Annotated in this window: 23 protein-coding genes; 12 read left to right on the top strand and 11 right to left on the bottom strand. The window is 66.9% G+C overall.

Annotation, left to right across the window (positions count from 1 at the left end; translation table 11 throughout):
* Entirely contained in the window at positions 1-900 is a 900-nt protein-coding gene (gene tesB, locus J2X70_RS08670) for an acyl-CoA thioesterase II (protein ID WP_309909922.1), read from the bottom strand.
* A 152-nt stretch (positions 901-1052) separates the two neighbouring features.
* The gene (locus J2X70_RS08675) at positions 1053-1829 is read right to left on the bottom strand and encodes an enoyl-CoA hydratase/isomerase family protein (protein WP_025873858.1); all 777 of its coding nucleotides are present in this window, start codon (positions 1827-1829) and stop codon (positions 1053-1055) included.
* A gap of 35 nt (positions 1830-1864) precedes the next feature.
* Between J2X70_RS08675 and J2X70_RS08680 the strand changes: the two genes are divergently transcribed.
* Positions 1865-2314, top strand: coding sequence for a copper chaperone PCu(A)C (locus J2X70_RS08680; RefSeq protein ID WP_309909924.1), 450 nt, complete (start codon positions 1865-1867; stop codon positions 2312-2314).
* A gap of 107 nt (positions 2315-2421) precedes the next feature.
* Here the strand turns inward: J2X70_RS08680 and J2X70_RS08685 are convergent, their stop codons facing one another.
* The 3 genes from J2X70_RS08685 to uvrA form a co-directional block, all read right to left on the bottom strand.
* Positions 2422-3147 carry an enolase gene (locus J2X70_RS08685; protein ID WP_301867549.1) on the bottom strand — a complete coding sequence of 242 codons (726 nt, stop codon included), beginning with the start codon at positions 3145-3147 and terminating at the stop codon, positions 2422-2424.
* 77 nt (positions 3148-3224) lie between these two features.
* Positions 3225-3632 (bottom strand): thioesterase family protein, encoded by a 408-nt coding sequence (locus J2X70_RS08690; RefSeq protein WP_025873855.1) that lies wholly within the window; start codon positions 3630-3632, stop codon positions 3225-3227.
* On the bottom strand, positions 3632-6628 hold the full coding sequence (uvrA, locus tag J2X70_RS08695; protein ID WP_032975969.1) for an excinuclease ABC subunit UvrA: 2997 nt from the start codon (positions 6626-6628) through the stop codon (positions 3632-3634). Before uvrA ends, J2X70_RS08690 begins: the two co-directional genes overlap by 1 nt.
* A gap of 319 nt (positions 6629-6947) precedes the next feature.
* On the opposite strand from uvrA, the gene rplU reads away from it, so the two are divergent.
* Genes rplU through obgE form a run of 4 tightly spaced genes read left to right on the top strand, consistent with a single transcriptional unit; the run spans position 6948 to position 8789 of the window.
* Positions 6948-7265, top strand: coding sequence for a 50S ribosomal protein L21 (gene rplU, locus J2X70_RS08700; RefSeq protein WP_004148331.1), 318 nt, complete (start codon positions 6948-6950; stop codon positions 7263-7265).
* An 11-nt stretch (positions 7266-7276) separates the two neighbouring features.
* Positions 7277-7540 carry a 50S ribosomal protein L27 gene (gene rpmA, locus J2X70_RS08705; RefSeq protein ID WP_025873853.1) on the top strand — a complete coding sequence of 88 codons (264 nt, stop codon included), beginning with the start codon at positions 7277-7279 and terminating at the stop codon, positions 7538-7540.
* 59 nt (positions 7541-7599) lie between these two features.
* A complete protein-coding gene (locus J2X70_RS08710) occupies positions 7600-7737 on the top strand; it encodes a hypothetical protein (protein ID WP_157804331.1) in 138 nt (45 codons plus the stop codon).
* On the top strand, positions 7734-8789 hold the full coding sequence (gene obgE / locus J2X70_RS08715; RefSeq protein WP_025873852.1) for a GTPase ObgE: 1056 nt from the start codon (positions 7734-7736) through the stop codon (positions 8787-8789). Before J2X70_RS08710 ends, obgE begins: the two co-directional genes overlap by 4 nt.
* A gap of 192 nt (positions 8790-8981) precedes the next feature.
* On the opposite strand, the gene rpsT is transcribed toward obgE, so the two are convergent.
* Entirely contained in the window at positions 8982-9251 is a 270-nt protein-coding gene (gene rpsT / locus J2X70_RS08720; RefSeq protein WP_025873851.1) for a 30S ribosomal protein S20, read from the bottom strand.
* Positions 9252-9367: 116 nt separating this feature from the next.
* Between rpsT and murJ the strand changes: the two genes are divergently transcribed.
* From murJ to J2X70_RS08755, 7 genes are all read left to right on the top strand, one after another.
* The gene (murJ, locus tag J2X70_RS08725) at positions 9368-10972 is read left to right on the top strand and encodes a murein biosynthesis integral membrane protein MurJ (protein ID WP_059063471.1); all 1605 of its coding nucleotides are present in this window, start codon (positions 9368-9370) and stop codon (positions 10970-10972) included.
* 75 nt (positions 10973-11047) lie between these two features.
* Entirely contained in the window at positions 11048-11995 is a 948-nt protein-coding gene (locus J2X70_RS08730) for a bifunctional riboflavin kinase/FAD synthetase (RefSeq protein ID WP_025873849.1), read from the top strand.
* Entirely contained in the window at positions 11992-14823 is a 2832-nt protein-coding gene (gene ileS, locus J2X70_RS08735) for an isoleucine--tRNA ligase (RefSeq protein ID WP_080149412.1), read from the top strand. The genes J2X70_RS08730 and ileS overlap by 4 nt, the downstream gene beginning before the upstream one ends.
* Positions 14823-15347, top strand: a complete 525-nt coding sequence (gene lspA, locus J2X70_RS08740; protein ID WP_032975973.1) for a signal peptidase II — start codon at positions 14823-14825, stop codon at positions 15345-15347. Before ileS ends, lspA begins: the two co-directional genes overlap by 1 nt.
* A gap of 27 nt (positions 15348-15374) precedes the next feature.
* Entirely contained in the window at positions 15375-16325 is a 951-nt protein-coding gene (ispH, locus tag J2X70_RS08745; protein WP_059063475.1) for a 4-hydroxy-3-methylbut-2-enyl diphosphate reductase, read from the top strand.
* A 257-nt stretch (positions 16326-16582) separates the two neighbouring features.
* Positions 16583-18466 (top strand): peptidase M61, encoded by a 1884-nt coding sequence (locus J2X70_RS08750; RefSeq protein ID WP_309909930.1) that lies wholly within the window; start codon positions 16583-16585, stop codon positions 18464-18466.
* Positions 18463-19128 (top strand): lysoplasmalogenase, encoded by a 666-nt coding sequence (locus J2X70_RS08755; RefSeq protein ID WP_309909931.1) that lies wholly within the window; start codon positions 18463-18465, stop codon positions 19126-19128. The genes J2X70_RS08750 and J2X70_RS08755 overlap by 4 nt, the downstream gene beginning before the upstream one ends.
* An 8-nt stretch (positions 19129-19136) precedes the next feature.
* On the opposite strand, the gene J2X70_RS08760 is transcribed toward J2X70_RS08755, so the two are convergent.
* The 5 genes from J2X70_RS08760 to J2X70_RS08780 are packed head-to-tail and all read right to left on the bottom strand — an operon-like array spanning position 19137 to position 25142.
* On the bottom strand, positions 19137-19841 hold the full coding sequence (locus J2X70_RS08760; protein WP_309909933.1) for a hypothetical protein: 705 nt from the start codon (positions 19839-19841) through the stop codon (positions 19137-19139).
* Entirely contained in the window at positions 19838-20806 is a 969-nt protein-coding gene (locus J2X70_RS08765; protein WP_309909935.1) for a hypothetical protein, read from the bottom strand. The genes J2X70_RS08760 and J2X70_RS08765 overlap by 4 nt, the downstream gene beginning before the upstream one ends.
* Positions 20807-20851: 45 nt before the next feature.
* Complete coding sequence (locus J2X70_RS08770) at positions 20852-23635, bottom strand: TonB-dependent receptor (protein WP_309909937.1); 2784 nt, start codon at positions 23633-23635, stop codon at positions 20852-20854.
* Between the two features lie 41 nt (positions 23636-23676).
* Positions 23677-24645 carry a FecR domain-containing protein gene (locus J2X70_RS08775; RefSeq protein WP_033830634.1) on the bottom strand — a complete coding sequence of 323 codons (969 nt, stop codon included), beginning with the start codon at positions 24643-24645 and terminating at the stop codon, positions 23677-23679.
* Entirely contained in the window at positions 24642-25142 is a 501-nt protein-coding gene (locus J2X70_RS08780) for a sigma-70 family RNA polymerase sigma factor (RefSeq protein ID WP_080149532.1), read from the bottom strand. Before J2X70_RS08780 ends, J2X70_RS08775 begins: the two co-directional genes overlap by 4 nt.

Below are 25142 nucleotides of genomic sequence, written 5' to 3' on the forward strand. Positions count from 1 at the left end.
TCAATCCTTGGCCGGCACGGCGGCCGCTGCTGCCTGGTCCGGAACCACGCGGATCAAGCCTTCCTGGGCGGTGCTGGCAACCAGCACGCCATCACGGGTGAAGAACTGGCCGCGGGCCAGGCCGCGCGAATCCTGCGCACTGGGGCTGTCCAGCGAGTACAGCAGCCAATCGTCGGCGCGGAACGGGCGGTGGAACCAGATCGCGTGGTCCAGCGAGGCCATCTGCACGTGCGGATGATAGTAGCTGATGCCGTGCGGGAAGGTCGCCGTGCCCAGCAGGTGGAAGTCCGACGCGTAGGCCAGCAGTGCCTGGTGCAGCTCGTGAGCATCGCCCACGCGCTCGCTCAGGCGCAGCCAGACCTGGTGGTAGGGCGGGCGCTTGGGCGGGTTCAGTTCATCGCGGGGATACACATGGCGGAACTCGAACGGACCGCCGCGCGAGAGCCAGCGCTGCACCTTGATCGGCAGGCGCTCAAGCACCTCCGCCGGCAACGGCCGGTTCGGTTCGATGTCTTCCGGTTGCGGCACTTCGGGCATCTTGTGCTGGTGCTCGGCACCGGATTCGGCCTGCTGGAACGAGGCCGCGCAGAAGAAGATCACCTTGCCATGCTGGATGGCGGTCACCCGGCGCACCGAGAAGCTGCCGCCGTCGCGGGTACGGTCGACGTCGTAGACGATCGGATGGTCGATGTTGCCGGCGCGGAGGAAATAGGCGTGCAGCGAGTGCACATGGCGACCATTGTCGACCGTGGCCTGCGCGGCCGCCAGGGCCTGGCCCAGCACCTGCCCGCCGAACACGTACTTGGTACCGATGTCGCGGCTCTGGCCGCGGAACAGGTTGTCCTCCAGCCGCTCCAGGGTGAGCAGATCGATCAGCTCGGAGACGACGGGTTCGGGCATGTCGTTCAAGGGGGCGGCCACAGCGATGAAAGAGGGGTCGATTATACCGGTGTAGGCCGGATGCCCCATCTTCGGTAGTGCCGGCCGCTGGCCGGCATCCGCAGGCGTCCCGGAAGGATCGCCAGGCTGCCGGCAGTGGCCGGCACTACCGTTTACTTGCCGAGACGCGCCGCCAGTGCCTGCAGTGCGTTCTGCGCATCCGGGGCGAACCAGGCCTCGACGAAGCGGTCGAGCTGGATCAGGTCCGGATGCAGGGCGTCGTGCAGCTCGGCGCGGGCGATGGCACGGGTCAGCAGCATCGGCTGCCGCGGCTGCTTCAGCAGATCCTGCAGCCAGGCCACCGCACGGGCCGCCACCAGTTCGCCATCCACCAGTTCGTCGACCAGGCCGATCTGCAGCGCCTGTTCGGCCGGTACCAGCGCGCCGGTGGCCAGCAGCACGCTGGAGCGGTGCGCGCCCACCGCACGGCGCAACAGGCGCTGGATGCCTTCCGGTGCGATCAGGCCGACCTGCACTTCGTTCAGGCCGATGGCATACGGGCGCGCCGGATCGGCACTGCGTGCCATCACCCGGTAGTCGCAGCACAGGGCCAGCACGCAGCCGCCCGCCGGTGCATGGCCGGTGATCGCCGCAACCACCGGGATGCGGCTCTCGGCCAGCGTGCGTACCGCGCCGAAGAACGCGTTCCAGGTGTCCAGCAGCTTGTGCTTGTCATCGCCATGCGAGAGCAGGTGCGGCACGTCCATGCCGCCGGTGAAGATGCGCTCGCTGCCGGACAGCACGATGCCGTGCGCGTCCTCGGCCATCGCCAGTTCGATGGCATGGATCAACTGCCGGCACAGCTCGGTGTCCAGTGCATTGACCGGCGGCCGCGCCAGCCGCAGTTCGCGGATGGGGCCATGGTTGATCACCTCGATGAGCGTCGTCATGCTGCGGGTCTCGTTGCGAAGAAGGAACCTGGCCGATGATAACCAAACCATTCGTTGGCGTACTGTTGATGATGTGTGGGGGCGCAGCATCGGCGGCGGCCGCGGTGCCGGAGTGCGTCACCGTCTCGCAGGGCTGGGTACGTCTGCCGCCCAGCCCGACGGCGACGCCCATGACTGCCGGCTATGGCGTGATCCGTAACGGCTGCTCCACCGCGGTGACCATCATCGGTGCGCGCAGTGCGAGTTTCGGTGATGTGTCGTTGCACGAGACCCGGATCGTCGACGGGGTCAGCCGCATGCGTGCCGTCGAGCGCTTGCCATTGGCGCCGGGCGAACGCGCCGTGCTCAAGCCCGGCGGCCTGCACCTGATGTTGATGGACGGCAGGCGCGCATTGGAGGAGGGGCAGCCTGTGTGGCTGCAGGTGCAACTGGAGGGGGGCACCGAAGTCAGCACGGCCCTGATAGTGCGCAAGGCCGCGCCGTAACGCGGCGCTCGTTCCGCCGGGCATGGCCCGGCGCTACCCAGGCATCACCGCCGAATCCACATCGGTAGCGCCGGGCCATGCCCGGCGAGCGCGCAGCGCGGTGGGGCTTACGACCAGTCGTAAGAGAACAGCACCGTGCGGCTTTCCGGCTCGTACAGCATCACGATCGCATCGGCACCGGTTGCACACCAGTTGTAGCCGGCCACTTCGGCCACGGCGAAGAACTTGTGGCCATCGCGGGTGATGATCGCGCGCTCGGCATCGTCCGGCGCATGCCGGTCGTCGGCAGCCTCGGTGAACGCCAGTGCGAAGGCGGCCGGAATCTCCGCGGTTTCGATCCAGTTGCCGGTCGAGATCTGCCCGCCCAGCACATCGAGGTACGCCTGCTCGCCGGGCTCGCCGTCGCCATAGCGCGAATAGCTGGCCAGGCGTCCATGCTGCTGGAAGTACGCACGTGCCTTGCTGTAGCTCTCACGCATCTCAGCGATGTGCTCCAGCGCGTCTTTGTCCTGCACCTGGTCGCCGATGAAGTAGCCCTCCTCACCGAGGAAACGCATACGGTTGTCGGCGGTCAATTCAAAAGCGATCCAGTTGGTGCCGGTGAACGCGTTGTGGTGTTCTTCGGTGGTTTCACCGATGCAGCCGTCGTAGGGCTCGATCGGGCACAGCATCGTGGCCACGCTGCCGGCCAGTTCCGGGCGCAGCACGCCCAGGTCGATCTTCAGCAGCGGCAACAGGTGCTGGCCAAGCCAGGCCTGGTCATCCGGGAACACGTCGGCGGGGAAGGGGACCATGCTGGGCAGCAGGTCGCGCAGTTCGGTCTGGTGGATCATGTCAGTCCTTTGATGTGGAACGGTAGCGCCGGGCCATGCCCGGCGGGGAGAGTGCCGGCCAGCGGCCGGCACTACCTTCAGGTGGACGCGCTGCGGATCGCGTCCGGCAGCGGCGCGCTCTTGCCGGTCTGCGTGTCCATCCACACCACCACCACGTTGCCGTCCGAATACAGCTTCGACTCGTCCTGCTGGTCGACGATGCGATGACCGATGGTCACGCTGCTGTTGCCCAGGCGTTCGACGAACAGCTCGACCAGGATGTCGTTGGGCCACACGATCGGCAACCGGTAGTTGACGTTGGTGGCAGCCACCACCGGTGCGATGCGGTCGGTCATCGACACGCCTTCCACGCCCAGCATCCAGCGCACGCGCGCCTCTTCCAGGTAGGAGATGTACTTGGCGTTGTTGACGTGGCCCATGCTGTCCATGTCACGCCAGCGCACGCTGATCGGAATGCGGGCCAGGATCTTGTGTTCGCTGCTCATCAGGCGTCCTTCTTCTTCTTGGTGCCGGCCGTGGCGGTCTTGCTGGCCTTGCCGGTGCTCTTGGCGGCAGCTGCCTTCTTCGCCGGCTTCTCGGGCTTCACCTTGCGCGGCGGGCGCGCATCGGGCTTGTTGGCCACGGCGGCGGGCTGGTCCGGTCGCGCAGTAGTGGACGGCAGCATCCGGGCGAGGAACTGCCCGGTATACGAATCCGGGCATGCGGCCACGTCTTCCGGCGTACCGGTCACCAGGATGGTGCCGCCGCGATGACCGCCTTCCGGACCCAGGTCAACGATCCAGTCCGCGGTCTTGATGACGTCCAGGTTGTGCTCGATCACCACCACCGTGTTGCCCTCGTCGCGCAGCTTGTGCAGCACGCCGAGCAGCGCCTCGATGTCGTGGAAGTGCAGGCCGGTGGTCGGCTCGTCGAGGATGTACAGGGTGCGGCCGGTATCGCGGCGCGACAGTTCCTTGGACAGCTTCACGCGCTGCGCTTCACCACCGGACAGCGTGGTCGCGCTCTGCCCCAGCTTGATGTAGCTCAGGCCGACATCGACCAGGGTCTCCAGCTTGCGGGCGATGGACGGGACCGGTTCGAACAGCTTCAGTGCATCCTCGACGGTCATTTCCAGCACGTCGTTGATGTTGAAGCCCTTGTACAGGATCTCCAGCGTTTCGCGGTTGTAGCGCTTGCCATGGCAGACGTCGCAGGGCACGTACACGTCGGGCAGGAAGTGCATCTCGACCTTGATCAGGCCATCGCCCTGGCAGGCCTCGCAGCGGCCGCCACGCACGTTGAAACTGAAGCGCCCCGGCGAATAGCCGCGCGCACGCGATTCGGGCACCTGTGCGAACAGCTCGCGCAGCGGAGTGAACAAGCCGGTGTAGGTGGCCGGGTTCGAGCGCGGGGTACGGCCGATCGGCGACTGGTCGATGTCCACCACCTTGTCGAACAGGTCCAGGCCATCGATCTCCTTGTACGGCGCGATCGGGTGCGAGGCGCCGTTGATCTCGTTGGCAGCCAGCGAGAACAGGGTGTCGTTGATCAGGGTTGACTTGCCCGAGCCGGACACGCCGGTCACGCAGGTCAGCAGCCCCGCCGGGATGGCCAGGTCCACGCCTTTCAGGTTGTTGCCGGTGGCGCCACGCAGATGCAGCGTCATCTTCGGGTTCGGCTTGTGCCGGCGCGCCGGGATCTTGATCGCGCGCTTGCCCGACAGGTACTGGCCGGTCAGCGAACGCGGTGCATCGAGGAGGTCCTGCAGGCTGCCCTGGCCGACGATCTCACCGCCGTGCACGCCCGCACCCGGACCGATGTCCAGCACGTAGTCGGCCAGGCGGATCGCATCTTCGTCGTGCTCGACCACGATCACCGTGTTGCCAAGGTCGCGCAGGCGGGTGAGGGTGCCCAGCAGGCGCTCGTTATCGCGCTGGTGCAGGCCGATGGACGGCTCATCGAGCACGTACATCACGCCCACCAGACCAGCACCGATCTGGCTGGCCAGACGGATGCGCTGTGCCTCGCCACCGGACAGGGTGTCGGCCTTGCGCTCCAGGGTCAGGTAATCCAGGCCGACGTCGACCAGGAAGCCTAGGCGTTCGCCGATCTCCTTGACGATCTTCGCAGCGATCTCGCCACGCCAGCCCGGCAGGCTGAGTTCGCTGAAGAACTTCAGGGCTTCATCGATCGGCAGCACCACCAGTTCCGGCAGCGGGCGGTCGGCCACGAACACGTTGCGTGCGGCCTTGTTCAGGCGCGCGCCGTTGCACTCGGGGCAGGCATGTTCGCTGATGTACTTGCCCAGCTCTTCCTGCACCGCCGCCGATTCGGTTTCCTTGTAGCGGCGTTCGAGGTTGGGAATGATGCCTTCGAAGCGGTGCTTGCGCTGGGTGCGGCCACCGGCCTCGGTGAAGTAGGTGAAGGTGATCGCGTCCTCGCCGCTGCCGTACAGCACGGCCTGCTGCACCTTTGCCGGCAGCGAGTTCCACGCCGCGTCGGTGTCGAACTTGTAGTGCTTGGCCAGCGAGGCGATCAGCTGGAAGTAATAGGCGTTGCGGCGATCCCAGCCACGCACGGCACCGGCCGCCAGCGACAGCTCCGGATGCACCACCACGCGCGAGGGATCGAAGAACTCGGCCATTCCCAGCCCGTCGCAGCCGGGGCAGGCGCCCATCGGTGCGTTGAACGAGAACAGGCGCGGCTCCAGTTCCGGCAGCGAGTAGTCGCAGACCGGGCAGGAATACTTGGACGAGAACAGGGTAGGGGTCGCAGCGGCATCGTCCAGCGACTGCACCGACGCCATGCCATCACCCAGCTTCAGGGCGGTTTCGAAGCTCTCGGCCAGGCGCTGCTTGATGTCTTCGCGCGGGCGGAAGCGATCGATCACCGCTTCGATGGTGTGCTTCTGGCGCAGCGCCAGCGGCGGCACCGCGTCGATTTCGTACAGTTCGCCATCGACGCGCACACGCACGAAACCCTGCGCACGCAGCTGGTCGAACACCTGCGCGTGCTCGCCCTTGCGGTCGCGGATCACCGGCGCCAGCAGCATGTAGCGCTGTTCCGGGTCCAGCGTCAGCATATGGTCGACCATCTGGCTGACCGTCTGCGCTTCCAGCGGATAGCCGTGGTCGGGGCAACGCGGCGTGCCGACGCGTGCATACAGCAGGCGCAGGTAGTCGTAGATCTCGGTGATGGTGCCGACCGTCGAGCGCGGGTTGTGCGAGGTCGACTTCTGCTCGATAGAGATCGCCGGCGACAGGCCTTCGATATGGTCCAGGTCCGGCTTTTCCATCACGCTCAGGAACTGCCGCGCGTACGCCGACAGGGACTCGACGTAACGCCGCTGCCCCTCGGCATAGATGGTGTCGAACGCCAGCGACGACTTGCCCGAGCCGGACAGGCCGGTGATCACGATCAGTTTGTCGCGGGGCAGGTCGAGGTCGATGTTCTTGAGGTTGTGCGTCCGCGCGCCGCGGATGCGGATGAAATCCATCGCCATGGGGAATCCGGTTGTGGGGGCGTGGCTGGGCCGCCGGGCCAGCGATAGGGCGGCAATCGGTCAGCCTACCGAGGTGACCAGATGGGGGCAATGGGCGACAATGCCAGCCCGGTGTCTCACCCGGTGAGACCGCCTGTCAGGCAGGGGTCAGATCCCTTTTCACCGTGTGAAAAGGGATCTGACCCCGTTCCGGCCCGGCCTCCAGAGCCGTTCAGGGGTTGACTTGACCCGTCCACGGTGGTCCACGTACAATCCCGCTCCTGTCCGCCCTCGACGGCGGCAGTCCATAGACCACAATAACTACAGAGGAAGTCTGGTCATGTACGCAGTACTGGTCACCGGCGGTAAGCAATACCGCGTGGCGCAGGGCGAAAAGCTCCGCATTGAAAAGCTCGAAGTCGAAGTCGGCAGCGAGATCAAGTTCGACAACATCCTGCTGCTCGGCGACAGCGATGGCATCAAGATCGGCGACGCCCTGAGCGGCGCTGCGGTCACCGCCACCGTCCTGTCCCAGGGTCGTGCCGACAAGGTCCGGATCATCAAGTTCCGTCGCCGTAAGCACCACATGAAGCGCCAGGGTCACCGTCAGTACTACACCGAAATCGAGATCACCGGCATTGCCGGTGGCAGCAAGTAAGGAGATAGGTCATGGCACATAAAAAAGGCGTAGGCTCTTCGCGCAACGGTCGCGACTCCAACCCGAAGTACCTCGGCGTCAAGATCTTCGGTGGCCAGGCCATCGAAGCAGGCAACATCATCGTGCGTCAGCGCGGCACTCAGTTCCACCCGGGTACCGGCGTCGGCCTCGGCCGTGACCACACCCTGTTCGCCCTGACGGACGGCAAGGTGGAGTTCACCGTGAAGGGCCCGAAGAAGCGTCGCACCGTCAGCGTCGTCTCGGTCGAAGCCTGATAAGGCTGCGTCCGGCGCCCATGCCTCGGCATGGCCGTGCTGGATGAAGAGCTCGCTGCATGAAGAGCCCCGCTTCGGCGGGGCTTTTCGTTGGAATCAATGGTAAAACGGGCATCGCCCGGTTGTCGGCCAGCGGCCGGCACTACATCAAGGTGGCGGCGTGCATGCCGCGCCCATCGCAGGCATCGAAACAATGAAACTGGTAGACGAAGCAGAAATCGAAGTGTTCGCCGGCAACGGCGGCAACGGCTGCATTGGCTTCCGTCGCGAGAAGTTCATTCCGCTCGGCGGCCCGGACGGCGGCGACGGCGGTGCGGGCGGCAGCGTGTGGATCCGCGCCGACGAAAACCTCAACACCCTGGTCGACTTCCGCCATGACCGCATCTTCAAGGCGCAGCGCGGCGAGAACGGCATGGGCCGCCAGGCTTATGGCAAGGGTGGCGAAGACATGGTCATCACCGTGCCGGTCGGCACCGTGATCATCAACGTGGCCACCGATGAAATCATCGGCGACCTGACCCAGCATGGTGATCGCCTGCTGGTGGCCAAGGGCGGCCGCGGCGGCCTGGGCAACATGCATTTCAAGAGCTCCACCAACCGCTCGCCGCGCCAGGCGCTGCCGGGTGAGCCGGGTGAGGAGCGCACGCTGAAGCTGGAGCTGAAGCTGCTGGCCGATGTCGGCCTGCTGGGCTTCCCCAACGCCGGCAAGAGCACCCTGATCCGCGCCGTCTCTGCGGCAACGCCGAAGGTGGCCGATTACCCGTTCACCACGCTGTACCCGAACCTGGGTGTGGTGAAGGTGGAAAACTACCGCAGCTTCGTGATCGCCGATATTCCGGGCCTGATCGAAGGTGCTGCCGACGGTGCCGGCCTGGGCGCGCAGTTCCTGCGCCACCTGCAGCGCACCCGCCTGCTGCTGCATCTCGTCGACATTTCGCCGATGGAGGGTGGTGTGGAAGGTGTGTCGCCGGTCGAGCAGGTGCGTGCCATCGAGCGCGAACTGGAAAAGCACGATCCGGAGCTGCTGGCCAAGCCGCGCTGGCTGGTGCTGAACAAGGCCGACCTGATGTTCGAGGACGAGGCCAAGGCCGCTGCCGAGAAGATCGTCGCCGAGCTGGGCTGGAAGGAGCCGTGGTTCCTGGTGTCCGCACTGGGTCGCGAAGGCACCTTCCCGATCATGAGCCGGATCATGGCGTTCTTCGATCGCCAGAAGGAAGACGAGCTCGAGGCGGCACGCAACGCGCAGTAATGCCGTTGTGGGTCCCGCGAAAAACCCGGCTTCGGCCGGGTTTTTTTTACGTGGGTAGTGCCGGCCGCTGGCCGGCAATCCACCGAGGTTGCCGGCCGGCGGCCGGCACTACCGGATTGCAGGCAACAAAAAACCCGGCCGAGGCCGGGCTTTTGCGTGCTGCCGGAGCCGGGGCTCCAGCAACCAACCGGATCAGGCGGCCTGGAGGGCCTTGATGCGGTCGTTCAGGCGGCTCTTGTGGCGAGCAGCCTTGTTCTTGTGGATCAGGCCACGCGCGCTGAAACGATCCAGGATCGGCTGGGCAACGGCGAAGGCGGCTTGAGCGCCGGCGGCATCGTTGGCGTCCAGCGCCTTGATCACTTTCTTGACAGCGGTGCGCAGCATCGAGCGCTGAGCCACGTTGCGCGCGTTGCGCACGACGGTCTGCTTGGCGCGCTTCTTGGCGGACTTGATATTGGCCACGGTGGTGGTTTCCTGAAAAATCGGTGTTATGGGAACAGCAGGCTAGCTAGTATGATGGCGTAAGAAATGTACGTCAAGTCGATTGTCAAGAGGGACGTTGAGTGAGTTCACCCAAGATGTTGCGGGGCCTGCTGTCGTTCAGCAGCATGACCATGGTCTCGCGGGTTCTCGGCCTGGTCCGGGACCAGGTAGTGACCTCGACCTTCGGCACCAACGCCATCACCGATGCTTTCTGGGTCGCCTTCAGGATACCCAATTTCCTGCGCCGGCTGTTCGCCGAGGGTTCCTTTGCCACCGCATTCGTGCCGGTGTTCACCGAGGTGAAGGAAACCCGCAGCCACGCCGAGCTGCGTGAACTGATGGCCCGCACCGCCGGCACCCTGGGCGGCGTGCTGATGCTGGTCACCGCGCTGGCGCTGATCTTCGCCCCGCAGCTGGCCTCGGTCTTCTCCAGTGGGGTGGACACCGACCCGGCCAAGCAGGGCCTGCTGGTCGACCTGTTCCGCCTGACCTTTCCGTTCCTGCTGTTCGTCTCGCTGACGGCCCTGGCCGGCGGTGCGCTGAACAGTTTCCAGCGCTTCGCGATGCCGGCGCTGACCCCGGTCATCCTCAACCTGTGCATGATCGCCGGCGCGCTGTGGCTGGCGCCGCGGCTGGGTGGCACACCGGAAAAGCAGATCCTCGCCCTCGGCTGGGCGGTGCTGGCCGCCGGCCTGCTGCAGCTGCTGTTCCAGCTGCCTTCGTTGAAGGGCATCGACCTGCTGACCCTGCCGCGCTGGGGCTGGAACCATCCGGGCGTGCGCAAGGTGATGACGCTGATGGTGCCGACCCTGTTCGGCTCGTCGGTGGCGCAGATCAACCTGCTGCTGGACACCGTCATCGCCGCCAAGCTGACCGACGGTTCGCAGTCCTGGCTGTCGCTGGCCGATCGCTTCCTGGAACTGCCGCTGGGCGTGTTCGGCGTGGCCCTGGGCACGGTGATCCTGCCGGCGCTGGCCCGGCACCACGTCAGCACCGACCGCGAAGGCTTCTCGCGCTCGCTGGACTGGGGCCTGCGCATGACCCTGCTGATCTCGGTGCCGGCCATGCTCGGCCTGCTGCTGCTGGCCGAACCGCTGATCTCCACGATCTTCCAGCACGGCCAGTTCACCGCCTTCGACACCCGCATGACGGCGCTGTCGGTGTACGGCCTGAGCTTCGGCCTGCCGGCGTTCGCGCTGCTGAAGGTGGTGCTGCCGGCGTTCTACGCGCGCCAGGACACCAGGACGCCGGTGCGCGCCGGCGTCGCCGCGCTGGTGGCCAACATGGTGTTCAACTTCGCCCTGCTGGCGGTGCTGTACCAGGTGATGGTGCCCGACGAGCTGAAGGCGCAGGGGGTGATGGCGGCGCTGGGCAAGCAGCCCGGCCTGCACCTGGCGCTGGGCATCGCCAGCGCGCTGTCCAGTTACCTGAACCTGGGGCTGCTCTGGTACTGGCTGGGCAAGACCGATGTCTACCAGCGGCGTCCGGGCTGGGGCGGCTACCTGCTGCGCCTGTTGCTGGCGTGCACGGCGATGGTCGGCGTGCTGCTGGCCCTGCTGTACTGGCTGCCGGGCTTCTCGTCGATGGGCGTGTGGGAACGGATCGGCGCGCTCGGCCTGCTGGTCGGCGGTGGCGGGCTGACCTATCTGCTGGCGATGGTGGCGATGGGCTTCCGTCCGCGCGACCTGCGTGGGCATTGATCGTGGCTCCCGGCGGCTATACTTCAGGGTTACACCATTGAAGGGGCGGGCTTCGGCCGGCCGGAACGAGAGTTGATGAGCAGGCTGTTCAGAAGCGTCGAGGGCGGGGAGCTGTTCCCCAACGGAAGCGTGGTCTGCATCGGTGCATTCGACGGCCTCCACCTGGGCCATCGTGCGCTGGTGCGGCACGCGGTCGCGCGTGCGCGCGCCTTGGGTGTGGCTGCGGTGGCGGTGGCCTTCGAGCCCTTGCCGCGTGAGTTCTTCGCCCAGGGTACGCCGCCGCCGCGGTTGACCCTGGCACGCAGCAAGGTCGAGATCCTGCACGAACTGGGCGTTGATGCGATCGGCCTGCTGCGCTTCGACGCGGCGATGGCGGCGATGCCCGCCGAAACCTTCGTGCGCCAGCTGCTGGCGCAGCGCCTGAACGCCCGCGAGGTCTGGATCGGGCCGGAGTTCTGTTTCGGCAACCGTCGCCGTGGCGATCTGGCCCTGCTGCAGGCGCTGGGCGCCGAGCTCGGTTTCAGCGCCGGCGAGATCGAAGCGGTCGACCTGCATGGTGACCGCATCTCCAGCACCCGTATCCGCCAGCTGCTGCAGGAAGGCGACTTCGCCCGCGTCGGCGACCTGCTCGGTCGCCCGTACTCGATCAGCGGGCGGGTCGTGCGCGGGCGCCAGCTCGGCCGTACGCTGGGCTTCCCCACCGCCAACCTGCGTTTCCCGAAGACCCCGGCACTGTCGGGCATCTACGCGACCTGGGTGCACGGGGTGTTCGACCAGCCGTGGCCGTCGGTGTCCAGTTTCGGCACCCGGCCGACCGTGGACGGCGTGGAGCCGCTGCTGGAAGCGCACCTGTTTGATTTCCAGGGCGACCTGTACGGGCGCCACATCGAAGTCGAATTCGTTGCCAAACTGCGTGACGAAGAGAAATTCAACGATCTGGCGGCGCTGACCGACCAGATGCACCGCGACGCCGAACAGGCGCGTGCCATCCTTTCCGAACATAGATTGCGAGCCACTGCGTGAGCCAGGACTACAAGACCACCCTCAACCTGCCGGCCACCGAATTCCCGATGCGCGGCGACCTGCCCAAGCGCGAGCCGGGCATTCTGGCGCGCTGGGAAGAGCAGGGGCTCTACCAGCAGCTGCGCGACAACGCCGCCGGCCGCCCGCTGTTCGTGCTGCATGACGGCCCGCCGTACGCCAATGCGCGCATCCACCTGGGCCATGCGGTCAACAAGATCCTCAAGGACATCATCGTCAAGTCGCGCTACCTGGCCGGCTTCGATGCGCCCTATGTACCGGGCTGGGACTGCCATGGCCTGCCGATCGAAATCGCGGTGGAAAAGAAGTGGGGCAAGGTCGGGGTGAAGCTCGATGCGGTCGCGTTCCGGCAGAAGTGCCGCGAGTTCGCCGAGGAGCAGATCGACATCCAGCGCGCCGACTTCAAGCGCCTGGGCGTCACCGGCGACTGGGACAACCCGTACAAGACCCTGAGCTTCGATTTCGAGGCCAACGAGATCCGCGCGCTGTCCAAGGTCATCGCCAACGGCCACCTGCTGCGCGGCGCCAAGCCGGTGTACTGGTGCTTCGACTGCGGCTCGGCGCTGGCCGAAGCCGAGATCGAATACCAGGAAAAGACCTCGCCGGCGATCGACGTGGCCTACACCGCGCGCGATGCGCAGGCCGTGGCGCAGGCGTTCGGCGTAAGCGTGCCGGCCGACGTGGAAGTGGCCGTGCCAATCTGGACCACCACCCCGTGGACGCTGCCGGCCTCGCTGGCGGTATCGCTGGGCGCGGACATCCGCTACGTGCTGGCCGAAGGCCCGGCGCACAACGGCAAGCGCCGTTGGCTGGTGCTGGCCGCTGCACTGGCCGAGCGCTCGCTGCAGCGCTACGGCGTGGACGCGGTGGTGCTGCACGGTGAGGCCGAAGGTTCGGCGCTGGAAAACCAGCTGCTGATCCATCCGTTCTACCCGGAGCGCGAGATCCTCGTGCTCAACGGCGAACACGTGTCCGACGAGGACGGTACCGGTGCGGTGCATACCGCCCCTGGCCACGGCCAGGAAGACTACGTGGTCAGCCAGAAGTACGGCCTGCTGGACAAGTACAACGCCGGCCAGGTGACCCCGGTTGACGGCCGTGGCGTATACCTGGAATCGACCCCGCCGGCAGGCGAGGTGGTGCTGGCGGGCCAGCACCTGTGGAAGGCGCAGGAGGCGATCGTGCAGGTGCTGCGCGACAGCGGCGCGCTGCTGGCCTTCGTCGAGATCCGCCACAGCTACCCGCACTGCTGGCGGCACAAGACGCCGGTGGTGTTCCGCGCCACCCCGCAGTGGTTCATCTCGATGGACAAGGCCAACCTGCGCAGCGATGCGCTGGCCGCCATCGACACCGTCGGCTGGTTCCCGACGTGGGGCAAGGCGCGCATCCAGAGCATGGTCGACGGCCGCCCGGACTGGACCATCTCGCGCCAGCGCACGTGGGGCGTGCCGATCGCACTGTTCACCCATCGCCAGACCGGCGAGATCCACCCGCGTTCGGTGGAGCTGATGCAGCAGGTGGCCGACCGCGTCCAGGCCGAGGGCATCGACGTGTGGTACTCGCTGGACGCGGCCGAACTGCTGGGCGCTGAAGCGGCCGACTACGAGAAGGTCACCGACATCCTTGATGTCTGGTTCGACTCGGGCGTGACCCATGAGGCCGTGCTGGCTGCCCGTGGCTTCGGCAAGCCGGCCGACCTGTACCTGGAGGGTTCGGACCAGCATCGCGGCTGGTTCCAGTCCTCGCTGCTGACCGGCGTGGCCATCGACAAGCGCGCGCCGTACAAGCAGTGCCTCACCCACGGTTTCACCGTGGACGAGCACGGCCGCAAGATGTCCAAGTCGCTGGGCAACGGCATCGAGCCGCAGGAAATCATGAACAAGCTGGGCGCGGACATCCTGCGCCTGTGGATCGCCTCGGCCGACTACAGCAACGAGATGTCGCTGTCGCAGGAAATCCTCAAGCGCACCGCCGACGCCTACCGTCGCCTGCGCAACACCGCACGCTTCCTGCTGGGCAACCTGGACGGTTTCGATCCGGCCCAGCACCTGCGCCCGCTCGACGAGATGGTCGCGCTGGACCGCTGGATCGTGCATCGCGCCTGGGAACTGCAGGAGAAGATCAAGGCCGCGTATGACAACTACGACATGGCCGAGATCGTGCAGCTGCTGCTGAACTTCTGCAGCGTGGACCTGGGCTCGCTGTACCTGGACGTGACCAAGGACCGCCTGTACACGATGCCGACCGATTCGGATGGTCGTCGTTCGGCGCAGAGCGCGATGTACCACATCGCCGAAGCGTTCACCCGCTGGGTGGCGCCGATCCTGACCTTCACCGCCGATGAGCTGTGGGGGTATCTGCCGGGCGACCGTGCCGGCCACGTGCTGTTCACCACCTGGTACGAGGGCCTGGCTCCGCTGCCGGCCGACGCACAGCTCAACGCGGCCGACTTCGACCAGCTGCTGGCCCTGCGCGAGCAGGTGGCCAAGGTGCTGGAGCCGATGCGCGCCAATGGTGCGATCGGCGCCGCGCTGGAAGCGGAGATCACCATCGCCGCCAGCGAAGAGCAGGCGACCCGCTGGCAGCCGCTGGCCGATGAACTGCGCTTCCTGTTCATCAGCGGTGACGTGCAGGTGCGTCCGGCGACCACCGACGAGGTGTTCGTCAGCGCGCAGCCGACGCAGAAAGCCAAGTGCGTGCGCTGCTGGCACCACCGTGCCGACGTCGGCAGCAATGCCGACCACCCGGAACTGTGCGGCCGCTGCGTGACCAACGTCGCCGGTGCCGGCGAAGTGCGGAGCTGGTTCTGATGGCCGCCGCGCGCCCGCATCCCAATGCGCTGATCTGGCTGCTGCTGTCGGCAGTCATCATCGGCCTGGACCAGTGGTCGAAGGCCTGGGTGCTGTCGAGCCTGCCGGAGTTCCAGCCGGTGGTGGTCATCGACGGCTTCTGGAACTGGTACCGCACCTACAACACCGGGGCAGCGTTCAGCTTCCTGAGCGATGCCGGTGGCTGGCAGAAGCACTTCTTCACAGTGCTGGCGATCGCCATCAGCGGCCTGATGGCCTGGTGGCTGCGCGCGACCGCCCGTGGCAACTGGAAGGCCGCCGTGCCGTACGCGCTGATCATCGGCGGTGCGATCGGCAACGTCATCGACCGCCAGGTGCATGGCCACGTGGTCGATTTCATCCAGTGGTACGTCGGCGAGCATGTCTGGCCGTCGTTCAACATCGCCGATTCGGCCATCGTGGTGGGTGCCGTCGGCATCGCCCTGTTCGGCCTGTTCGACGGCAAGTCCGCCAAAAAGGCGGATAATGCCAATCCGAAACCGTAAGCCGGCCGCTGCCGGGAGACTGAACTGATGGATGTGCTGCTCGCCAACCCGCGTGGTTTCTGTGCCGGTGTCGATCGTGCGATCGAGATCGTCAAGCGCGCGATCGAAACGCTGGGCGCGCCCATCTATGTCCGCCATGAAGTGGTGCACAACCGCTTCGTGGTCGACGACCTGAAGCAGCGCGGCGCGATCTTCGTCGAGGAGCTCGACGAAGTGCCGGACAACAACACCGTCATCTTCAGCGCCCATGGCGTTTCCCAGGCCGTGCGCCAGGAAGCCGAGCGGCGTGGCCTGAAAGTGTTCGACGCCACCTGTCCGCTGGTGACCAAGGTCCACTTCGAAGTCGCCCGCCACTGCCGTGCCGGCCGTGACGTGGTGCTGATCGGCCACGCCGGTCATCCGGAAGTGGAAGGCACCATGGGCCAGTGGAACCGCGAAGCGGGTACCGGCCAGATCTACCTGGTCGAGGACGTGGAGCAGGTGGCCACCTTGCACATCAACCAGCCGGAAAACTTCGCCTACACCACCCAGACCACGCTGTCGGTGGATGACACGCGCGGCATCATCGATGCGCTGCGCGAGCGCTACCCGGCGATGCAGGGGCCGAAGAACGACGACATCTGCTACGCCACGCAGAACCGCCAGGACGCCGTGCGCGACCTGGCCAAGCGCTGTGACCTGGTGCTGGTGGTCGGTTCGCCGAACAGCTCCAATTCCAACCGCCTGAGCGAGCTGGCCCGCCGTGAAGGCGTGGAGAGCTACCTGATCGACGGTGCACACGAGATCGACCCGGCCTGGGTGGTGGGCAAGCAGCATATCGGCGTGACCGCTGGTGCCTCGGCACCGCAGGTGCTGGTCGATGGCGTGCTGGCGCGTCTGGCCGAGCTGGGGGCTTCCGGTATCGGTGAGCTGGACGGCGAGCCGGAATCGATGGTGTTCGCGCTGCCGAAGGAACTGCGCCTGCGCCTGGTCGACTGACCGGCAGCGCTGCCGGTGGGTGCGAACCCTGGTTCGCATTGTCGGCTGTACGTCATCCACGCATGGCGTGGATCTACCCGGTACTGCTCTGCTTTCCAGTAGATCCACGCCATGCGTGGATGCTGCCAGTCTTCGCCGACGCTCCGATGAGGCTTTGCCGCATCTGGTCGATGCGCCACTGACCATGACCTTCGGCCATGGGGCTCGGCACCTCACAGGCCTAGCATCGGGGAATCCTTCGCTGCTGGAAGTTGCCGATGAAAACCCGTGCCCTGGTGATGTCCGTGCTGTTCGCGCTGGCGGCTACGCCCGCGCTGGCGCAGACTCCGCCACCGGGTGATACCGCCGCCCCCGGCCTGCTGCGCATCGACGTCGATGCACGCGACCTGGCCCGGCGCATCTTCAAGGTGACTGCCACCGTACCGGCCAAGCCTGGCCCGATGACCCTGCTGTACCCGCAGTGGATTCCCGGCAACCATTCGCCCACCGGCCCGATCGACAAGCTGGCCGGCCTGCGCGTCACTGCCAACGGCAAGCCGCTGGCCTGGCAGCGCGACCAGTACAACGTGTACGCGTTCAAGGTGGATGTGCCGGCGGGCGTGAGTGAGATCGTCGCCCACTTCGACTTCCTGTCCTCGCAGGGCGGCAGCCAGGGCCGGGTGGTGATGACCCCGGAAATGCTCAACCTGCAGTGGAACGCCAACTCGCTGTATCCGGCCGGCGTGGACGCGCGCAACCTGCAGGCGCAGGCCAGCGTGACCCTGCCCAAGGGCTGGGCCTACGCGACTGCACTGGAAACCGCACGCCGCGATGGCGACACCGTGGTGTTCAAGCCGATTTCCTATGACCACCTGGTCGATTCGCCGCTGTTTGCCGGTGAGCATCACCAGCGCATCGACCTCGACCCGGGCGCGAAGGCGCCGGTACATCTGAACGTGTTCGCCGACGATGCCAAATCGCTGAAGCCGACCGACGCGCAGCTGAAGGCGCACCGTGCGCTGGTGCAGCAGGCGGACAAGCTGTACGGCGCGCGCCACTACGACCACTACGAATTCCTGCTTGCGCTGACCGATCGCCTCGGCGGCATCGGCCTGGAGCACCATCGTTCCAGCGAGAACAGCGCCGACCCGGGCTACTTCACCGAGTGGGACAGCAACGCGTGGATGCGCGACCTGCTGCCGCATGAGTACACCCACTCGTGGAACGGCAAGTACCGTCGTGGTGCCGACCTGGCCACGGCCAACTTCAATACGCCGATGGGCGACAGCCTGTTGTGGGTGTACGAAGGGCAGACCCAGTTCTGGGGCCAGGTGCTGGCCGCACGTTCGGGGCTGTGGTCCAGCGAGCAGGCGCGCGACATGCTGGCCAACGTGGCGGCCACCTATGATCGTGGTCGCCCGGGCCTGGCCTGGCGGCCGCTGCAGGACACCACCAACGACCCGACCATCGCGCAGCGCCGCACGCTGCCTTATCGCAACTACCAGATGAGCGAGGACTACTACTCCGGCGGCCAGATGCTGTGGCTGGAAGTGGAGGGCAAGCTGCGCGAACTGAGTGGTAACCGGCGCAGCCTGGATGATTTCGCGCGTGCCTTCTTCGGCGTCGGCAACGGCGACTGGGACGTCAATCCGTACACCTTCAATGACGTGGTCGCGACCTTGAACGGCATCGCGCCGTACGACTGGGCGACGTTCCTGCGCGGTCGCCTGGACGGCCATGGTTCGTTGACCGGTGGCCTGGAGCTGGCGGGCTGGAAGCTGGCCTACCGCGATACTCCGAACGACGCCTACAAGGCGCAGGAAAAGCGCGCCAAGGCGGCGCTGCTCGCCTATTCGCTGGGCGCGACCGTGCTCGACAGCGGCGTGGTCGGCGACGTGATCTGGGACAGCCCTGCGTTCAATGCCGGCCTGGCACCGGGCATGAAGGTGATCGCCGTTGGTGGCCGCGAATACAGCAGCCAGCGCTTGAAGGATGCGGTGGCTGCGGCCGCCACTGACAAGGCGCCGGTCACGCTGCTGGTCAAGCAGTTCGACCGCATCGACACGATGAAGATCGGCTACCACGGTGGCCTGCAGTATCCGGTGCTGGAGCGCATCGCCGGCCGCCCGGATCGCCTTGCAGAGCTGTGGAAGGCACGATGAAGCTGCGCACGCGCGATGGGTTGATCGTGGTGGTGGCCGTGCTGGCCATCATCGGCGCCTACCTGGACGGCGACGGGCGCTGGCTGCACTGGTTGGCCAAGCCGGCGACCACGCTGCTGATCGCCGCCATCGCCTGGCAGGCGAGGCCGGCGGGCGATGCGTTCTACCGGCGTGCGGTGCTGGCCGGCATGCTGTTGTCCTGTGCAGGTGATATCGCGCTGATGCTGCCGATTGACGCGTTCGTGCCAGGCCTGGTGGCCTTCCTGCTGGCGCACCTGTGCTACATCGCCGCGTTCCGTGCCGGCCTGCGCGCGGGCCGCGGATTGCTCGCTGCCTTCGTGCTGCTTGCCGCATTCGCTTCGATCAACGTCACCGGCCTGTGGCCGCATCTACCGCTGCCGATGCGCGTTCCGGTGCTGGCCTATGTCGTGGTGCTGGCGCTGATGGCAGTGCTGGCACTGGCCCGCTACTGGAAGCGGCCACACGTCGACGCACTGGAAGCGGGCAGCGCGCGTTGGGCTGCCGCTGGCGCACTGCTGTTCGTGGCCAGTGATTCATTGCTGGCGTGGGATCGCTTCGGCGGTGGCCTGCCGATGGCCAGCCTGCTGGTGCTGTCCACCTACTACGCTGCGCAGTACGCCATCGCCCGCTCGGTGAGATAGCCCTTTTTCTACTGCAGGTTGCCCTTGGCGTCGTAGCGCAGGCGCACGGTCTGGCGGTCGCCGGCTACTTCATCCGGCAACCACACCAGCTTGCCGCCCTTGCGGATGACCACATACACATGGCCGACGTCGGCGGGCGTGCGCATCAGTGCATTGCGCTGTTGCTGCAGGGCCTGCGTCACCCGTGGTACGGCATCGAAATCGATGTTGGCCAGTGCAGTGCTGCTGCGGCGCAGGGTGATGGTCGGCGCGAACCGCTGCGGATTCACCGCATCGCCCTTGCGCCATTGTCCATGTTGGTAGTGGTAACTATCCACGTGGCCCGGCTGCTGTGGATCGACCAGGTCGATGTCGATGCGGCCGTCGTCATGGAAGTGGATGCTGTGGAAAACAACCAGGCGTTCGCCGGCCAGTCCGGGCATCGCCTCCAGCGCCTGCCGTGCCACCTGCAGGCGCTCGCTGTCGAGCAGCAGGTTCGGACGCGCGCGCCTTGACAGCGGCATCGGTTCGGGCGCCGCCCGTGGCGTTGCGATGGCCGCCGTTCGCAACGGTTGTTCCCATGGGTCTTGTTGCATCGCATCCGCAGGCACGGTCGATGCGGCACCACGCAGGGTCGCGTTGACGGTCTGCAATGCGCCGCCCGCCGTGGCGGCACCGGCCAGGGCCAGCACCACCCCGGCGAACACCAGCGGCGTGGACACGGGCCGCTTCACGCGTGCTCCATGCGCACGCTGCGGCGATCATCCGGGTCGTAGAGGATGTCGACCTGCCCGCGCGGGATGTTGGCCAGTTCGAGCAGCGCAACGAAGCGGCGCACGCTGGCCTGCTGCACGTTGCCCTCGCGGTCGAGATATTCCAGCTTGAACTCGACCTGCGGTTGTTCGTTGACGTAGGTGCCGGTCTGGCGCACGTCGAGCACCTGCGCTTCGGCGCCGATACCACGGTACTTGAGCGCTTCGCCGCGCGCGTCGATCTGCAGTGTGCCGGCCAGCAGGCGCGCCAGCAGACGCAGGCCGATCAGGTAGCCGCACAGCACCAGCGGGCAGACCAGCAGCGGATGGCCGAAGCCCAGGAACGTCCAGCCAAGTCCACCGCTCTGCAGGCGATAGGCCATGACGTACGCGGCAGCGACCACGACAATGCCGATCAGGCCGCCGATGCCGCGGCGCCACAGGCTGGCCCGGTCCAGTTCCGGTTGCGATCCTGCCAGCATCAGGTTGGGCGCGGGGCCGGGTGTGGGGCTGAGCAGCACCTCCAGCTGGTTGCCCACGGCGAAGCGCTGCAGCTGTGGCTTGCTGTCGACCACGACCAGCGTTTCGGTGATCGGGGTGCCGGACAGATTGTCGAAGGCCAGCTGCAGCCGCCACTGCGCGAAGCCGCGCACCTGCACGCCGGTCTGTTCGGCCTGCTCGATGCGTGCGTTGCGTGGTGTGCCGTCGGCCAGGATGCCGCGCACACGTTGCAACGCACGGGGTGGCGCCAGCAGCAGGTAATGCAGGAAGGCGTACAGCAGCACCAGCCACAGCGTCAGCGACGTCGCCAGCAGGGTCAGTGCCAGCCAGGGCGCGCTGCGGTCGCCCGCTTCCAGCGGCCAGCTGGTGCCGAAGTAGAGCAGGCAGGGGAAGGGCAGCGCGAAGAACAGCATGAGCGCTCCCAGGAACCAGAGGTAGGCTTTCATGACTCGCCTTCGACGCCGTGGAACAGGCGGCGTAGGGTACTACGCTCAGCGGAATTGCAGGGTCAGCAGGAAGTAGCGCCCGAGTGGATCGTCCAGCCCGGGCATCTGCCCGCCGCTGCCGACCAGGTGGTTCACCGGCCGCGTATCAAGCAGGTTGTGCACGTCCAGTGCGGCAATCACGCGCGGGCTCAGCCGCCGCGCCAGATGCAGGTTCCAGCGCAGCTGCGCCGGGTTCATGCAACGGCCCTGGTCATGCTGCTCCTGCGCGCACGCTTCACCGGCCAGCCATGCGCGGGTGCGGCCGACGCGGTTGCCTCGCAGGGCGATGTCCCAGGACGGGTTCTGCCACTGTACGTTGAGGATGCCCGCGTTCGCCGGCGTGGCATGCCCGCGCAGGTCCACCGATTCGCCATGGCCGCGATCACGACGCAGCTCCTGCTGTTTCAACGCATCCAGCGAGAACAGCCACTGCCCGTTGCGGCCGGTATCCACCCGGTACTCGCCGCGCAGTACCCAGTTGCGCGAGGTGGTGCGGCCGATGTTGTCGAATGACAAGCGAAGATCACGCAGGCGACCCTGCTCATCCAGTTCCCAGGTGCCGGGATTCCACAGGGCATCGCTGGGTTGCAGGGCGAGGATCTCGTTGCGCAGTTCGACGATGTTGTGGGTCAGTGACAGCGAGAACGCATCGTTGGGTGTCCAGCTGGCGGCCAGCGAGTGGCTGCGCGAGGTCTCGGCTTTCAGCCCATCGTTCTCCGCCACCTCCACTTCCACCGCGCAGCCGCCATCGCGCAGCGGGCGCGCGCACGGCGGCAGGGACTCCGAGGCGGGCAGGCCATACAGGCCGAAGTAGCCCGGTGGCCGCCGGCGCTCGAAGATGCTGGGAGCGCGGTAGCCGCGGCCACTGGCCAGCAGGAACGACCAGTGCGGGCTGGGGCTCCAGCGCAGGCCGGCACGCGGCGAAAACGCAGTGTCACCGCCATCGCGGTCCAGTCGCGCGGCCACGTCCAGGCGCAGTGTCGGCGCCAACGGCAGGCCCACTTCGGCGTAAGCGGCGTTGCTCTGCCGCGACAGCCGGCGTTGCTCCATCGGCAGTCCCAGCGCCAGCTCGCCCTTGCCCAGCAGCGGATCGGGCAGCGAGGTCCAGCGCTCGCGGCGCAGATCGATACCGGTGGCCAGTTGTGCTGCTCCGCCGGGCAGTGTCATCAGGGTGCGCTGCATGCCCCACCAGCCCTGCCACTGCTCGGTACGTCCGCGGTTGTGGATGGCCGGGAACAGCTCCTCTGCCAGCCCCGCCGGCAGGGTGGAAAACCCGGGCAGGAAGTCCAGCGTGCGTGCTGCTTCCAGCAGGCGTTCGCTGCGCACGGTGCCTTCGGTGCGCAGGTCCACCTGGCTGCGCTGCGCGCTGAAGCCAGCATCCCAACTGCGGCCGGCGCGCTCACGGCCCATGCCGAAACTGATGTCGCCTTCGGTGGCATGCACGCGTGGGCGTACTTCGCCGCCTTCCTGCAGGACCACGTTGAGGATCGCGCCACGGCTGAAATTGAGGGCAACGGCGGTCGGGCCCAGCTCGAAACGCTGGCGGTTGTGGCTGGCGCGTGCTTCCACGTAGGCGTAGCGTCCGTCACCGCGCTCGTGGCGATAACGCAGGTAGCCGGACAGCGTTTCCGACGCCGGTTGCAGCGAGCGCGGGCGTGCGTTGTCGAACCAGCAGCCGTCGTCTTCGCTCTGCAATGGCGGATGGCACTGCGTGGCCGGGTAGTAATCACCGTTGGGCATGATCAGCCCGATCGGGTACAGCGAGGTTTCCGCATGCCAGTCGCGCTGGTCACCGGCCACATGCTGCAGACGATGCAGATCGATGCCGGCGAACCAGCGGTCGCCGCCTTCGCGCACGCCGCCCGTGGCCGCCTGCAGCCGGTACTGATCGCCATCGCCACGGCTGCTGGCACCCGATTGCAGCGTGGCTTCCGGTCCCTCGGCCTGGTCACGCAGAATGATGTTGACCACGCCGGACATCGCATCGGCGCCGTAGATGGCCGAAGCACCGCCACGCACCAGCTCGATGCGCTCGACGAAGCTGAGCGGAATGCCTCCCAGATCGGTCAGCCCGCCTTCCTCCAGCGACACCATCGGATAGCGCGGCAGGCGCCGGCCGTTGACCAGGAACAGGGTGGCGCGTGGGCCCATGCCGTCCAGGCTGGTGGTGGCGGCCGCGCCGACCGGCAGGTACAGCGAGTCGCCGCTGCGCGAGGTGCTCAATGGCGGATGGCCGTTCATGCCGGGCAGGTGGCGCAACAGGTCGAACAGCGTGCCGTAGCCGCTGCGCAGGATGTCCTCGCGATCGATCACCGTTACCGGCAGCGTGGTCTGCACGGAGGTGCGCGGCAAGCGGCTGCCGGTGACATGGATCGGCGCCAGTTCCACCTGCACCGGCTTCGCTGGCGCGGGCGGCGGTGGCCGCCGTACCGGCTGCGCGACCACTGCGGGAGGGGCAGCGTGCCGGCGCACCACGAATCCGCCGCTGGGGGTCTGCAGGATATTCACCGGCATGCCGGCGACCAGCTGCTTGAGCGCGGCGGCCGGCGCCAGCGAACCGGCGACGCCGCCGGTGCGCAGGCCGGTCAGTTCACGTGCGTCGAACACCAGAGCAATGCCACTCTGGCGTGCCCATTGCTGCAGGGCCGGCGGCAGGGCGCCGGGAGCGATCCGGTAGTCGACCTGCGAGATCGCTTCCGCCGCCGCCGCCGTTGTCGCCACACCGGGCACCAGCACAACGCACAACAGGGCCTGCAGCAGACCCCAGCGCAGCACGTCCCACCGAAGCACGTCCCAACGAAGCACACCAGGCGCCGGCATCGGCCGCCGCCTCAGTAGGTGCGGCGCAGTTCCAGCGCGCCATCCGAGCGCGGCTGGCCAGCAATGGACCACCCCAGTTCCAGGGCGGAAAGCAGTTCATGCGCGTCGCCTGCACGGAAGGTGCCGCTGACCGCGAGGTCGGCGATATCCGGGTCGGCGACCACCAGTGGCGTGCTGCCATAGCGGTTCATGCGCTCGACCACGGTGGCCAGGGGGGTACCGTCGAACACCAGCTTGCCCTGCGGCCAAGCCTCGGCGGCGGCAGTCGAGGACAGCTGCGGGCCGGGTTGGATCTTGCCGGAGGCCAGGACCTGCAGCTGCTGGCCCGGCGAGAGCGTGTGCTGCGCGCTGCCACTGGTGACTTCCACCACGCCTTCCAGCAGCGCGACCTCGACCCGACCGTCAGCCAGGCGTTCAACCTGGAAGGTGGTGCCGATATCGCGGATCGAACTGCCGCCGGCCTGCACCCGCAGCGAGCGCGATGACGGTTCGACCTGCAGCTGGATGCGACCGTGTTCCAGCGCCAGTTCGCGCTTGCGCCAGCCGAAGCGTGCGGTCAGCGTGGTGCCGGCGTCGAGGGTGGCGATGCTGCCATCGGCCAGGGTGCGCTGCTGCGGCAGCAGGCTGGCGTTGGCGTAGGTCAGCGGTGTGGGGTTGCCATCGGTGTACAGCATCCAGCCCAGGCCAACGGCCAGGCACACGCCTGCAGCGGCGGCGACACCGGGCAGCCAACGCCGCTGCGGCCGGCGTGCCGCACGCGCGGCGGCGGTGCGCAGCCACGGGTCGCTGGCCAGGCCGGCGCTGCGCTGGTGCAGCTTCTCGGCCTGTACCCACGCGCTGACATGTGCCGGATCCTCGGCCAACCAGTCCTCGAAGGACTGCCGTTCTTCGGCGCTGCAGTCGGGGGCGTCCAGCCGGGCCACCCAGGCGCTTGCGTGTTCAAAAAGCAACGTGTCATCCCTGTTGTCGTTGCGGATCATTCGGCATCTCCATCATTGTGGAGAGGATCGGGGCCCAGCTCCTTGCGCAGGCCCTGCAATGCACGGGCAATGTGTTTTTCCACGGTCTTGGCGGTGATGCCGCAATGCCGGGCGATCTGTGTATAGCTCATCCCGGTGATGCGGTTGAGCAGATACACCTCGCGGGCACGTTCGGGCAGCTTGAACAGTGCCTGGCGCAGCAGGGCGAGCATCTGCCCGGATTCTGCCTGACGCAGCGGATCAGGAGAAGCACTGGCGGCTTCTTCGTTGCCGTCGCGTTCGGTCAGCGACAGGTGGTTGCGCGATTGTGGCGAGCGCCCGCGGTCTGCCAGGCGGTTGCGGGCGATGCGGTACAGCAGCAGCCGCAGCTCCTCGGTGCCGTGCGCGCGGTAGCGGATCAGGCGCTCCATGCAGTCCTGGGCGATGTCCTCGGCATCCTCGGGGCCGACACCGCGGGCGCGCAGGAAAGCGCACAGCGGCGCGCGTTCCTCGCGCAC

It is taken from the genome of Stenotrophomonas sp. 1337, from assembly GCF_031455455.1.
Taxonomy (GTDB): domain Bacteria; phylum Pseudomonadota; class Gammaproteobacteria; order Xanthomonadales; family Xanthomonadaceae; genus Stenotrophomonas; species Stenotrophomonas indicatrix.

What these genes read in the sequence shown, in the direction of transcription:
- ispH (WP_059063475.1), top strand. Translation starts at nt 15,375, where the DNA reads ATGGATGTGCTGCTCGCCAACCCGCGTGGTTTCTGTGCCGGTGTCGAT.
- J2X70_RS08675 (WP_025873858.1), bottom strand. Translation starts at nt 1,829, where the DNA reads ATGACGACGCTCATCGAGGTGATCAACCATGGCCCCATCCGCGAACTG.
- J2X70_RS08765 (WP_309909935.1), bottom strand. Translation starts at nt 20,806, where the DNA reads ATGAAAGCCTACCTCTGGTTCCTGGGAGCGCTCATGCTGTTCTTCGCG.
- obgE (WP_025873852.1), top strand. Translation starts at nt 7,734, where the DNA reads ATGAAACTGGTAGACGAAGCAGAAATCGAAGTGTTCGCCGGCAACGGC.
- lspA (WP_032975973.1), top strand. Translation starts at nt 14,823, where the DNA reads ATGGCCGCCGCGCGCCCGCATCCCAATGCGCTGATCTGGCTGCTGCTG.
- uvrA (WP_032975969.1), bottom strand. Translation starts at nt 6,628, where the DNA reads ATGGCGATGGATTTCATCCGCATCCGCGGCGCGCGGACGCACAACCTC.
- rplU (WP_004148331.1), top strand. Translation starts at nt 6,948, where the DNA reads ATGTACGCAGTACTGGTCACCGGCGGTAAGCAATACCGCGTGGCGCAG.
- murJ (WP_059063471.1), top strand. Translation starts at nt 9,368, where the DNA reads ATGTTGCGGGGCCTGCTGTCGTTCAGCAGCATGACCATGGTCTCGCGG.
- J2X70_RS08710 (WP_157804331.1), top strand. Translation starts at nt 7,600, where the DNA reads ATGAAGAGCCCCGCTTCGGCGGGGCTTTTCGTTGGAATCAATGGTAAA.
- tesB (WP_309909922.1), bottom strand. Translation starts at nt 900, where the DNA reads ATGCCCGAACCCGTCGTCTCCGAGCTGATCGATCTGCTCACCCTGGAG.
- J2X70_RS08755 (WP_309909931.1), top strand. Translation starts at nt 18,463, where the DNA reads ATGAAGCTGCGCACGCGCGATGGGTTGATCGTGGTGGTGGCCGTGCTG.
- J2X70_RS08690 (WP_025873855.1), bottom strand. Translation starts at nt 3,632, where the DNA reads ATGAGCAGCGAACACAAGATCCTGGCCCGCATTCCGATCAGCGTGCGC.
- J2X70_RS08750 (WP_309909930.1), top strand. Translation starts at nt 16,583, where the DNA reads ATGAAAACCCGTGCCCTGGTGATGTCCGTGCTGTTCGCGCTGGCGGCT.
- J2X70_RS08730 (WP_025873849.1), top strand. Translation starts at nt 11,048, where the DNA reads ATGAGCAGGCTGTTCAGAAGCGTCGAGGGCGGGGAGCTGTTCCCCAAC.
- J2X70_RS08685 (WP_301867549.1), bottom strand. Translation starts at nt 3,147, where the DNA reads ATGATCCACCAGACCGAACTGCGCGACCTGCTGCCCAGCATGGTCCCC.
- J2X70_RS08680 (WP_309909924.1), top strand. Translation starts at nt 1,865, where the DNA reads ATGATAACCAAACCATTCGTTGGCGTACTGTTGATGATGTGTGGGGGC.
- rpmA (WP_025873853.1), top strand. Translation starts at nt 7,277, where the DNA reads ATGGCACATAAAAAAGGCGTAGGCTCTTCGCGCAACGGTCGCGACTCC.
- J2X70_RS08775 (WP_033830634.1), bottom strand. Translation starts at nt 24,645, where the DNA reads ATGATCCGCAACGACAACAGGGATGACACGTTGCTTTTTGAACACGCA.